We start from the raw sequence: 11,394 nt of genomic DNA, 5'->3' as shown, positions 1-11,394 counted from the left end.
CCCCCGCCTGATCCGCGCGTTCTTCGCCAGCCTGTCAGCCACTGCAAAATAAGGAACGGCAATGGAACAGACATTCAACCGCCAGCGGATCAATATGATCTCATGGCTCAGTTACTTCTTTACCGGTGCACTGGTTTCCACACTAGGCATCGTAATCGGCCCGGTTTCACAGGCTTTTGGCAAAGATCCGGGCTTTATCGGTCAGATGTTTACGCTGATGAACATCGGTCTGTTTCTGCCGATCATGATAAGCGGCGTGCTGATGCGCAGATTCAATCTGGGCAAACAGCTGATCACTGGCTCAGCGGTTTCCGTGCTGACCTGCGTGGCACTTTTCCTGATGCCGACCATCACCATGTTCGGCATCGGCGTTTTTCTGATTGGCGCCGCCTCCGGCATCATGATGTCCATCGGCAGCTATCTGGTGGTGCGCATTAATGAAGATCCCAAAAAACGTTCGGCGAACCTGATCCTCACCGACTTTTTCTTCGCGCTGGCGGGCGTGGTGTTATCGCTGCTGCTGGGCTATCTGTTCCAGCACGGCGCAAGCTGGCTGGCCATGTACGGCGTAATGGCGGTGCTGAGTCTGGCGATGATTGTGTTGTGCGTCGGGCAAAAATTCCCGTCGATTCCGCAGGTCGCGGATAGCAAGCCAGGGTCTGAAAGCCAGCAACACCACTGGGGCGTTTCCGTGTGGGTGCTGTGTTTCGCACTGTTTGCTTTCCTGCTGGCGGAACCGATTTTCACCATGTGGCTGCCAAGCTGGCTCAAAGAGCATTTCGGCATGGCGGCAGACAGCGCGGCGTTTTACATCACGACTTACTGGACGGTGAAATCCATCGGCCTGTTTGTGAATCAGTTTACGGTGCGCTTTGTGAAGTTGCGGACTTACCTGCTGCTTTCCGCCATCGTGGGTCTGGCCTGTCTGGCCACTGCGGCGAACAGCGCAAACCCGACGCTTATCCTGATTTGCGCCGGTCTGTTCGGATTCTGCAACTCCGGGCTGTTCTCCGGCATCATGAGTTACGGCAGCCTGCAGGTGAAGAATTCTCCGCCAACGCTGACGTCTGCCCTGCTGACTATCGGCACGATAGGCACGCTGATTTTCTCCACGCTGTCGTCGCTGGTGTACAGCCGTTACGGTTTGTTCTGGGCGCTGAATACCGCCACTCTCGCCTACGTATGCCTGCTGGCCGCGTTGATTATTGCCTCGGTGAGCAGCAAGGCCGAAGCGCTGGAGCAGCAATCCGCGCATTGAGATGAAAACCGACGCATAAAAAAGGGAAGGCATTGAATTGCCTTCCCTTTTCTTATTGTCACTGCCCGATCACATCTGAGGACAGCGCTGCAAACTGTTGAGCCAGGATGTCTGAGGCTGTGCGACCAGACGGCGTGCACGTCCGTGACGACGCAGGATCAGACCTTTATCCTGCATTTCACTGAGATCGCGGCGAATGGTTTCGAGACTCACATCCAGCGATTGTGCCAGTTCGCTTACCTGTAACACTTCATGCTGTTCGACCAGCTGAAGGATGGCCTGATGGCGATTTTTTTTAAGCACCGGTTATTCCTGTTTGTATGACAGTTGTGTGACGGATGTCACAAATAACGGTAAACATCATACCTGCGTTACATTGTTAATTTTGGGATCGATCTCAATTTTTCGAAAATACCCTCAAAGTTTTTCCGCCTGCCGCGATTTTTGGTTCGTCCCGATTCTCTGTCATACTGTGCGCATGCTTTTATAACCGCCCGGCTCCGGCGCAGACACCCGCACCACCGGGACGGTATCACTGAGGAATTTTTATGGAATTCAATACCGCCGGTTTGATCTCACTCCAGGAAGCGCTGGATAAAATGCGCGCTCATGTGCCGCCAAAGCACGCACAAGACGCCGAATCAGTTGCTCTGAATATGGCCGCTGGCCGCATTACCGCCGCGCCGGTACGTTCTCCGGTGTTCGTGCCTCCTTTTGATAATGCGGCGATGGACGGTTATGCCGTCCGCTGTGGCGATCTGCACGACGACGCCGTGTTACCGGTTGCGGGCAAAGCCTTCGCGGGTGCGCCCTTCCACGGTGAATGGCCTGCCGGGACCTGTATCCGCATCATGACCGGCGCGCCGGTCCCCCAAGGTGCCGACGCTGTGGTCATGCAGGAACAAGCGGAGGTGACCGATGCGGGCGTGCGTTTCACCCACACAGCGGAGAACGGCCTGAATATCCGCCTGACGGGCGACGACATCAAACAAGGCGACAGCGTGTTGCCGCAGGGCGTACGTCTGGGTGCGGCGGAATTGCCGCTGCTGGCATCGCTCGGCGTCACGCACGTTGAAGTCTGGAAGCCCCTCAACGTTGCCGTTTTCTCCACGGGCGACGAACTGCAACCGGTGGGGACGCCATTGCAGGAAGGGCAAATTTACGACACCAACCGTTTTGCCGTACGCCTGATGCTGGAACAACTGGGATGCAACGTGCTGGATCTGGGCATCATCCGCGATGATCCGCAGGCGCTGCGTAACGCCTTTGAAGAAGCCAATGCCTTCGCCGATCTGGTGATTTCCAGCGGCGGTGTCTCGGTCGGAGAAGCGGATTACACCCGGCAAATGCTGGATGAACTGGGCGAGATTGGTTTCTGGAAACTGGCCATGAAACCCGGCAAACCTTTCGCTTTCGGCAAACTGAAAAACAGCTGGTTCTGCGGTCTGCCGGGGAATCCGGTGTCTGCGGCGCTGACGTTTTATCAACTGGTGCAGCCGTTTATTGCGCAACTGGCAGGCCATACCGCGTGGCAGTTCCCGCCGCGTTTGCAGGCTGTTTCGGTTTCGGGGCTTAAAAAATCAGCGGGCCGTCTCGATTTCCAGCGCGGTATTTTCAGCACCAACGCGCAGGGCCAGCTCGAAGTCCGTACCACCGGCCATCAGGGGTCGCACGTTTTCAGCTCTTTCAGCCAGGCGAATTGCTTTATCGTGCTGGAGCGCGAACGCGATAATGTCGCGGCGGGTGAACTCGTTGAAATCGAACCGTTTAACGCCCTTTTACGGAGCTGAATATGGCCACTCTGCCGGAACTGACGGACGCTGAAACCCTGCGTTATAACCGCCAGATCGTCCTGAAAGGGTTTGATTTTGACGCGCAGGAACAGCTGAAAGCCAGCCATGCGCTGATTGTCGGATTAGGCGGTTTAGGCTGCGCGGCGGCGCAATATCTGGCTGCCGCAGGAACCGGCACGCTGACGCTGCTGGATTTCGACAAGGTGTCGCTGTCTAACCTGCAGCGCCAGACGCTGCACACCGACGCACGCATCGGCATGTCGAAAGTGGAATCTGCCGCCATCGCGCTTTGCGCAATGAATCCGCACATCCGTCTGAATCAGATCAATGCGCAGGCGGACGATGACATGCTGAGCGAACTGATCGCCGCCTGCGATGTGGTGGTCGATTGCACCGATAACGTCACCACGCGCAATCAGCTGAACCGGGAATGTTTCGCGCAGAAAAAACCGCTGGTGTCCGGCGCCGCCATCCGTATGGAAGGCCAGCTCAGCGTCTTTACCTATCAGCCGCATGAACCCTGCTACCGCTGCCTGAGCCGCTTATTTGGCGAAAATGCCCTGACCTGCGTGGAAGCCGGCGTGATGGCGCCCCTGGTGGGTACCATCGGCAGTTTACAGGCCATGGAAACCATCAAACTGCTGACAAAATTCGGTGAAACTCCGCGCGGCAAACTGCTGATGTTTGATGCCATGACGTTACAGTTTCGGGAAATGAAACTGATGAAGGACCCGCATTGTGAGGTGTGTGGCTGTCATTAACAGTTCAGAAAATAAATAGAACAAGGAATGAAGGTATTTAGGTTGTTGAACATGTCAGCCGCTACGCAATCCGTTTAACCGATAAAGAATTCACCTTTCTGGAATAAAAAAAGGCCGCAACGTTAACCGTTGCGGCCTTTTTATCGACATCAATAATCAGCTATTAATGCCCTGGCTACGGAGATAGTCTTCGTAGTTACCCGAGAAATCGATAACACGGGTCGGTGTCATTTCCAGAATACGGGTGGCCAGTGAGCTCACGAATTCACGGTCGTGGGAAACGAAGATCAGTGTGCCTTCGTACATTTCCAGCGCCATGTTCAGTGACTCGATAGATTCCATATCAAGGTGGTTGGTTGGTTCATCCATGATCAGGATGTTAGGACGCTGCATCATCAGTTTCCCGAATAACATACGACCTTTTTCACCACCGGAAAGCACTTTGACTTTCTTCTTGATATCGTCCTGACCGAACAGCAGACGGCCCAGCACGCCGCGTACAGCCTGCTCGTCGTCTTTCTCGGATTTCCACTGGCTCATCCAGTCGAATACGTTCATGGAGTCATCGAATTCATATTCGTGATCCTGCGCGTAGTAACCGATTTTTGAGTTTTCGGACCATTTCACTGAACCGGTTTCCGGCTCATGCTCACCGACCAGCGTTTTCAGCAGCGTCGATTTACCGATACCGTTCGCGCCCAGAATGGCGACTTTCTCGCCCACTTCCAGCATCAGACCGAGGTTTTTAAACAGCGGGCCGTTATCGAAACCTTTGGTGATTTTTTCCACTTCCAGCGCATTACGGAACAATTTCTTATCCTGTTCAAAACGCATGTAAGGGTTCTGACGGCTTGAGGCTTTGATTTCGTCGAGCTGAATTTTGTCAATCTGACGGGCACGGGAAGTCGCCTGTTTAGATTTGGAGGCGTTGGCGCTAAAGCGGCTGACGAAAGATTGCAGTTCAGCAATCTGCGCTTTCTTCTTGGCGTTATTGGCGCTCAGAAGTTCACGAGCCTGCGTTGCCGCCGTCATGTATTCGTCGTAGTTGCCCGGATAAACGCGCAGCTCGCCGTAGTCCAGATCCGCCATGTGCGTACACACCATGTTCAGGAAGTGACGGTCATGCGAAATGATGATCATGGTGCTGTTACGTTCGTTCAGCACCTGCTCCAGCCAGCGAATGGTATCGATGTCCAGGTTGTTCGTTGGTTCGTCGAGCAGCAGAATTTCCGGGTCAGAGAACAGCGCCTGCGCCAGCAATACGCGCAGTTTAAAGCCCGGTGCGATTTCGCTCATCAGGCCATAATGTTGCTCTACCGGAATACCCACGCCGAGCAGCAGTTCGCCCGCACGGGATTCAGCGCTGTAACCGTCCATCTCGCCGTATTCAACTTCGAGATCTGCCACTTTATAGCCGTCGGCTTCGCTCATTTCCGCCATCGCGTAAATGCGGTCGCGCTCTTCTTTCACAGCCCACAATTCGTTGTGGCCCATGATCACGGTGTCCAGCACGGTGAATTCTTCGAAGGCGAACTGATCCTGACGTAATTTACCCAGACGCTCGTTCGGGTCGAGTACGACGTTACCCGCTGAAGGCACTAAGTCGCCACCGAGGATCTTCATGAAAGTGGACTTGCCACAACCGTTCGCGCCGATAAGGCCATAACGGTTACCGCCGCCAAATTTCACGTTAATGTTTTCAAATAACGGCTTGCTGCCGAATTGCATGGTGATGTTGTAAGTACTTAGCACAACGCTCGCTCTTAATTGGGAAATGTGATTTGGCGCGCATTATGCCACAACGGCGCGTCGGGATCGCCTCTCGTTGTGTACAAATTTCACTCGATAGTAAAAAAATTCGTCATGCGCGGGGAAATGTTTGAATTACACACACAAAAAACCCGGCCTCAGCCGGGTTTTCCAGTACAACGCCTGAAATCAGAAGTTGTAACCGATCACGCCGTAGTAACCCCAGCCGGTAGATTTCACATCGAAATTACCGTTACCGAAGTTCAGCTCAGCGCCGTCAGCCCACTGGCCGCCGTTGTGGAAGTAACGCGCCACAAACGAGTAATGCCAGTGTGTGTAGTTCAGCGAGAGGATATGGCTGGACGCGATAGAGTTGTTAGAACGCGCTTTGTTGCCGTTCAGGTCACGGAAATCGTCGTCGCCCAGTGAGGAACCCCAGTCGAAGTTGGTGAACCCGATGTAGCTCAGGTTACCGCCCCACATTTCAGTCAACGGAACGAAGTATTTCACTTTGAAACGGTAACCGTCCCAGCTGTTTTCGTTGGCCGCGCTGTAGTTTTCCCACTGGTATTTTGCATACACGTTCAGAGACAGGCTCATCGGCAGATGGGTATCGATGTCGGTGCCCAGACCCATGTACCAGGTGTTCTGACGGTTATCGCTGTCCGGACCCATATCGTAGATATAGTTGTTGGCGAAGTACCATTCTTTGAACGGACCGAAGCTCAGATCGGTGCCGGTCAGCTTATCAATAGAGAAACGCGGTTCGATCTCCATAAACAGCGGAGAACCGTTTTTGTCCCAGATACCGGTGTCGTTGCCGTTACCGGCGCCGAAGGTTTTAGGAATATCGATATAGCCGTAGAAATCGAACCAGTCTTTGTGCGCAAACGCTTCATATTCAAGGTAAACGTCGTTACGCAGGGTCGGTCCGAAACGGGTATCGGCGCTGCCTACAACGTTTACACTCTGGTGCCACCAGTCAGAAACAAATTCGCCCTTGCTATCATCAGCGAGCACGGTCGCGCTGTAGGACAAAGCCATCAAAGCGCCTGCTGCAATAATTTTATTTTTCATATTTATACCAGAAGCGGGGGAGGAACAGCGCCTTGCCACTTTCAGACGCTGCATATATCAAACCCTAAAACTGTGATCCGCAACCGATTGCTGCACATAGTATAAAAACATGCAATTACCAGTGACTTCCTACAAGAGTTAACTTTTCTTAGCTAATAAATAGATTTGGTCAAGGTTTGTCAATTTGTGTTTCATCCTGATACATCCTCAATGTGATATCGATCACAGATATGTTTCAGGACGAATTCATTCAGTTGCCTGAAGCGGTGATAAACCCGTGCTGATAAAATGACCATTCGTTATTTGTCATGCTATAATCATGACAAATAACGGTGCGGAGGCACACATCATGAATATCAAAAATACCGGGCTGTCTTCAGGCTCTGTGCAAGATTCTGCAACGCCGCTCTGGCAGTCTGCGGGACTTCCCGCAAGCAGCGGAATCAGTTTGGTTAACGCCATACAAAAGGGCTTTCCGGTTGATAGTATTAGCCGTCTTAATACTGAGCTGGGATGGCCGAAAATGGTGTTACTGGAAATAATGGGCATTAACGAACGCAACTATGCGCGTCGTAAGGCCGGAAACGGATTACTGAAAAGTGAAGAGAGCGAGCGTGTGGCGCGTCTGGTGCGCATTGTGGATGCCGCAACGGATTTGTTCGAAGGGGATCGTATCTCCGCGCTCGAGTGGTTCACCCGCCCTGCGCCGGCGCTGGACGGTTCACGTCCGCTGGAGTTGCTGTCTTCTGAAGCGGGCGCGGTGGAAGTGAGCCGCCTGATTGGTCGTCTGCAACACGGTGTCTTCAGTTGAAGCTGTTTCGCATCGTACAGAACCGCCATCTGGCTACGGCCTGGTCGGGCGCGGGTGCGCAGCTTTATGGCGGGCGCTGGAATCCGCCGGGCAGGCCGGTCGTCTATGTCACCACCAGCATTTCGCTGGCCATACTGGAAATGCTGGTGCACTTACAAAACAGCATGCTGATGCGGTCCTACACGTTGCTGAGTATTGAGGTGCCGGAAGAATTGCTCGACAGGCTGGATGTGTCGGAACTGGCCGCAGACTGGCGAAGCGCATCTCCGCCGGACAGCACACAACGTCAGGGTGACGCCTGGCTGGCGGAAGGTGATTACGTCGGGCTGAAAGTGCCGTCGGTCATTGTCCCGACGGAATACAACGTGCTGCTCAATCCGCAGCATCCTGCGTTTGCGGATTTACTGAGTTCAGTACAACGTGAGCCGATGATGTTTGACCCGCGCCTGCAATAACCTTTGCAACGCGGGCCGGACACTCACTCTGCTTTTCTGTTGCTGCGATAAATCAGGGCCAGCGCGATGACCAGACAAGGTATCGCCGCCAGACGGTGCCATGAGAACGGGATGGACGGATTATCCAGCCAGCCGAAGTTATCAATCAGCATGCCCATCGCCAGTTGCCCCAGAATTACCGCGACCGTCGCCACCGCCGTCCCCACTCGCGGTACTGCCGTCACCATAATGATGATGTAAGGCACGCCAAACAGTGCGCCAGCCAGCTGCCATTTCGGTACGGTCAGTAACGTCGCCTGCTGCGGCGTTTGCAGAAACAGGATCAGCACAGCCGTGATCGCCGCGCCCACGCTGAAGGTCAGGAAGGCACTTTTCAGGACGCCCACTTTTTCACCCAGCTGACCGTTTACCGCCGCCTGCATACTCAGCGCAGCCCCCGCCACAATCGCCAGAATAATCATAATCAGTTCAGTCATCGGTTAACTCCAGGCAATCAGAACAAGGGCGGCAACGATAAACAGCAGAGCCAGTAAACGCTCCCTGCCGACTTTTTTATGTGGCGTACCGAACCAGCCGTAATGGTCGATCAAGACGCTTTTCGCCACCTGCCCTGACAAAATCGCGATCATGGTCATGCCGATGCCAATCACCGGCGTCGCCAGCGTCAGCACCACGACATACAACGGCCCCAGCAAGCCGCCAAGCAGTGTCCAGCCGGGTTGTTCGGTAAACGACGGCGCATTGCGCGGGCTGAAAAACAGCACCAGCAATCCGGTCAGCACTGCGCCGACCCCAAAAATACTCAGCGTGGCCCACAGGTGCCCCACTTCCGTCCCTAACGGCCCGATCAAACCGGCCTCCAGCGATAACCCCATCCCCGCCAGAACGACCAGAGGAATTAACATCAGATTCATTAGTAGTGTGCTCATATTATTTTAAGAAGCGGCGACTATAGCGTGGCACTGCTTTGCGAAAAACAGCACAATAAGGAAAATACCTTTGCGGATATTGCACAGATGAAAAGTTTCAATCAGATCAACATCCAGTCTTTACGGCTGTTTGTTGCGGTGCTCGACCAGGGAAATTTCTCAGAAGTGGCCCGCCGCGAAGCGATGTCGCCCTCGACGGTATCGCGCGTCATTTCGCAACTGGAGCAGGCATTACAAACCCAGTTGCTGTATCGGAATACGCGTGCAGTCAGCCCGACCGAATCCGGAAAATTGCTGGCTGAACGCGCACGTCAGGTACTGGCTCAGCTTGAACTGGCAGAACTGGATCTGCAGGAGCAGGACAGCGAGCCGGGTGGCCTGATACGCATCAATGCGCCGGTGGTTTTTGGCCAGCGGCATATCGCCCCCTGGCTGCATGAGCTGAGCGCCCGTTATCCGCGTCTGAATATTGAGCTGATGCAGACCGACGATTTCATTGATCCGTTACAGGACAGCGTAGATCTGCTGATCCGAATCGGCGTGATGGCAGATTCCACCCTGCAGGCGCGCACGCTCGGACAGCAGAACTTCCGTCTCGCCGCCAGCCCTGCCTATCTAGCCCGTACAGGCACACCACAAACGCCGGAAGAGTTAGCCGCTCACAGCTGCCTGGTGTTTAAAGGATTCGCCGGTTCGCAACGCTGGTACTTCCGCCAGCCGGAACAGGAATGGCGTTCGTACAGCCTGCGCGGCGTCCTGACCAGTAATAATGCGGAAACCCTGACAAAGGCAGCCGTGGATGGCATGGGGCTGGTGGTATTCCCCACCTGGTTAATCGGCGACGCCCTGCGCGACGGGCGGCTGGTCAGCGTGCTGGAAGATCATCAGGTATCCACCTCGCCCGAGCCGCAGACCATATCCGCGCTGTACCCCAATGCACGAAAAGCCTCGATCAAAGTGCGGGCAGTGATTGATTTTCTGGTGGAGAAATTTGGCAGCCCGGCATACTGGGAGTGAGTCTGTTGCACTGAAGCTTTTTTAAAGACAGATCGAGAATATTTCGGTTTCTCAGGTGCGGCGATCACTTAACTCACCGCGCCGAAACCGACCAGAGGGGAAAGGCTTTTCCCCACTGAACTCCCCTCGCTTTTTTCAACACGCGCTCTGCCTGCTGGCTATGTTTCAGGTATCACCGCGACAGGCTGGAAATCTTGCCGCTGCGCGGTGCCTTCTCTCGGTCCTGAAGCCTTAGGTCTTCAGGCCGCTCCGTTCAGCAAGATTTCTTAATCGCCCGCAGGAGCTTAAATTCAAGAACAGAACAGATTTATCTTTTAGAAAAAGTTGATTGGCGTGCTCAAAATTCAGCTGAACAAAGCGGCTGCGGGACCTATGGCTTCAGGCCGCTCCGTTCAGCAACATTTCTGAATCGCCCGCAGGATCTTAAATTCAAGAACAGATTTATCTTTTAGAAGAAGTTGATTGGCGTGCTCAACATTCAGCTGAACAGAGCGGCTTCGGGACCTATGGCTTCAGGCCACTCCGTTCAGCAAAATTTCTGAATCGCCCGCAGGATCTTAAATTCAAGAACAGAACAGATTTATCTTTTAGAAAATGTTGATTGGCGTCCTCAAAATTCAGCTGAACGAAGCGGCTTCGGGACCTATGGCTTCAGGCCACTCCGTTCAGCAAGATTTCTGAATCACCCGCAGGATCTTAAATTCAAAACCGCTCTGCTTTTCAGGGAAAATAAATAGCAAGGTTGCGCAGTATAAGCCTGCGGCCGCTTTCAAAAATCACGCCGGAGGAGAGGTGGAAAACCGCGCGTCTTATTGCGCGGGTTGTAACCCGAACGGAGGGCACCGCGCAGCGGCGGGATTTTGCGGCAATAGGAGGAGTGTCTGAAACATAGCCCGCGAGCGGCAGCGCGCAGTAAAAAGAGCCCGGGATTCTTAAGGGTGGCGGCGATAAGCCACCCTTAAGGCCGGTGTGGGTGGCAACCCACGGTGTTGACCTTAAAGCTGAATGCTAAAAGCTGAAAGCTAAAAGCCCCCCAACACCATCCCCACATGCGCTATCCCATCTTCATCATAAATGTCGGTATTCGCCACAAACCCCAGCCTGCCGTAGAAACTCTGTAAATGCGCCTGTGCGGAGATCACCACGCGCGCACCCGGCCAGTGTTTATGGCAGGCTGCCAGCGCCTGTTCCATCAGCTGATACCCCAGCTTCAGGCCGCGGGCTGACGGGGCGACAATCACCCGCCCGATCGCCACATCATCGGCATGGCGCAGGATCCGTGCGTAGGCGGCAGGTTTTCCCTCCAGCCAGGCGACGATATGCCGGTTTTCACCGGCCAGATCCTGCCCGTCGATATCCTGATAAACACAGGTTTGTTCCACGATAAAAACTTCCGTTCTCAGCGCCAGAATGGCGTAAAGCTGCGCCGCGTTCAGGTCGCTGTGATGATAATCCTGCCAGTAAAGCGATGATGAGTCGGTCATGAAGAAGTGCCCTGCCTGTTTCTGAAAGCCAAAAAAAAGAGATATTCCTGAGAATATCTC

12 protein-coding genes are annotated in these 11,394 nt (G+C 54.0%); 6 read left to right on the top strand and 6 right to left on the bottom strand.

Features of this window, described 5'->3' with window-relative positions:
- The first annotated feature begins 61 nt into the window (after positions 1-61).
- Positions 62-1,258, top strand: a complete 1,197-nt coding sequence (tsgA, locus tag ED901_RS02830; RefSeq protein ID WP_122094696.1) for an MFS transporter TsgA — start codon at positions 62-64, stop codon at positions 1,256-1,258.
- Positions 1,259-1,327: 69 nt separating this feature from the next.
- On the opposite strand, the gene ED901_RS02825 is transcribed toward tsgA, so the two are convergent.
- The gene (locus ED901_RS02825; protein WP_056769160.1) at positions 1,328-1,561 is read right to left on the bottom strand and encodes a DeoR family transcriptional regulator; all 234 of its coding nucleotides are present in this window, start codon (positions 1,559-1,561) and stop codon (positions 1,328-1,330) included.
- Positions 1,562-1,806: 245 nt separating this feature from the next.
- Here ED901_RS02825 and moeA point away from each other — a divergent pair, with 245 nt between their 5' ends.
- Together moeA and moeB are read left to right on the top strand one after the other, a co-directional pair.
- A complete protein-coding gene (gene moeA, locus ED901_RS02820; RefSeq protein ID WP_122094694.1) occupies positions 1,807-3,048 on the top strand; it encodes a molybdopterin molybdotransferase MoeA in 1,242 nt (413 codons plus the stop codon).
- 2 nt (positions 3,049-3,050) lie between these two features.
- Entirely contained in the window at positions 3,051-3,812 is a 762-nt protein-coding gene (moeB, locus tag ED901_RS02815) for a molybdopterin-synthase adenylyltransferase MoeB (RefSeq protein ID WP_122094692.1), read from the top strand.
- Between the two features lie 156 nt (positions 3,813-3,968).
- Here moeB and ED901_RS02810 read toward each other — a convergent pair whose 3' ends face one another.
- Both ED901_RS02810 and ED901_RS02805 read right to left on the bottom strand, forming a co-directional pair.
- On the bottom strand, positions 3,969-5,564 hold the full coding sequence (locus ED901_RS02810) for an ABC-F family ATPase (protein WP_072158016.1): 1,596 nt from the start codon (positions 5,562-5,564) through the stop codon (positions 3,969-3,971).
- Between the two features lie 186 nt (positions 5,565-5,750).
- Positions 5,751-6,638: a nucleoside-specific channel-forming protein Tsx gene (locus ED901_RS02805; protein ID WP_056769154.1), complete on the bottom strand. Its 888-nt coding sequence runs from the start codon at positions 6,636-6,638 to the stop codon at positions 5,751-5,753.
- A gap of 349 nt (positions 6,639-6,987) precedes the next feature.
- Between ED901_RS02805 and ED901_RS02800 the strand changes: the two genes are divergently transcribed.
- Positions 6,988-7,449: an antitoxin Xre/MbcA/ParS toxin-binding domain-containing protein gene (locus ED901_RS02800; RefSeq protein ID WP_122094690.1), complete on the top strand. Its 462-nt coding sequence runs from the start codon at positions 6,988-6,990 to the stop codon at positions 7,447-7,449.
- Positions 7,446-7,904 carry an RES family NAD+ phosphorylase gene (locus ED901_RS02795; protein ID WP_122094688.1) on the top strand — a complete coding sequence of 153 codons (459 nt, stop codon included), beginning with the start codon at positions 7,446-7,448 and terminating at the stop codon, positions 7,902-7,904. The genes ED901_RS02800 and ED901_RS02795 overlap by 4 nt, the downstream gene beginning before the upstream one ends.
- A gap of 23 nt (positions 7,905-7,927) precedes the next feature.
- Here ED901_RS02795 and ED901_RS02790 read toward each other — a convergent pair whose 3' ends face one another.
- Together ED901_RS02790 and ED901_RS02785 are read right to left on the bottom strand one after the other, a co-directional pair.
- Entirely contained in the window at positions 7,928-8,380 is a 453-nt protein-coding gene (locus tag ED901_RS02790) for a DMT family transporter (RefSeq protein WP_056769150.1), read from the bottom strand.
- A gap of 3 nt (positions 8,381-8,383) precedes the next feature.
- Positions 8,384-8,818, bottom strand: coding sequence for a DMT family transporter (locus tag ED901_RS02785; protein ID WP_122094686.1), 435 nt, complete (start codon positions 8,816-8,818; stop codon positions 8,384-8,386).
- A 102-nt stretch (positions 8,819-8,920) separates the two neighbouring features.
- Here ED901_RS02785 and ED901_RS02780 point away from each other — a divergent pair, with 102 nt between their 5' ends.
- The gene (locus ED901_RS02780; RefSeq protein ID WP_122095602.1) at positions 8,921-9,850 is read left to right on the top strand and encodes a LysR family transcriptional regulator; all 930 of its coding nucleotides are present in this window, start codon (positions 8,921-8,923) and stop codon (positions 9,848-9,850) included.
- Positions 9,851-10,872: 1,022 nt separating this feature from the next.
- Here the strand turns inward: ED901_RS02780 and ED901_RS02775 are convergent.
- Positions 10,873-11,334: a GNAT family N-acetyltransferase gene (locus tag ED901_RS02775; RefSeq protein WP_122094684.1), complete on the bottom strand. Its 462-nt coding sequence runs from the start codon at positions 11,332-11,334 to the stop codon at positions 10,873-10,875.
- Positions 11,335-11,394: the final 60 nt, after the last annotated feature.

The sequence above is a fragment of the Rahnella sp. Larv3_ips genome (assembly GCF_003697865.1).
Classification (GTDB): Bacteria; Pseudomonadota; Gammaproteobacteria; order Enterobacterales; family Enterobacteriaceae; genus Rahnella; species Rahnella rivi.
Note: the sequence above shows the minus strand (reverse complement) of the source record. Positions and strands in the feature narration are given on the sequence as shown.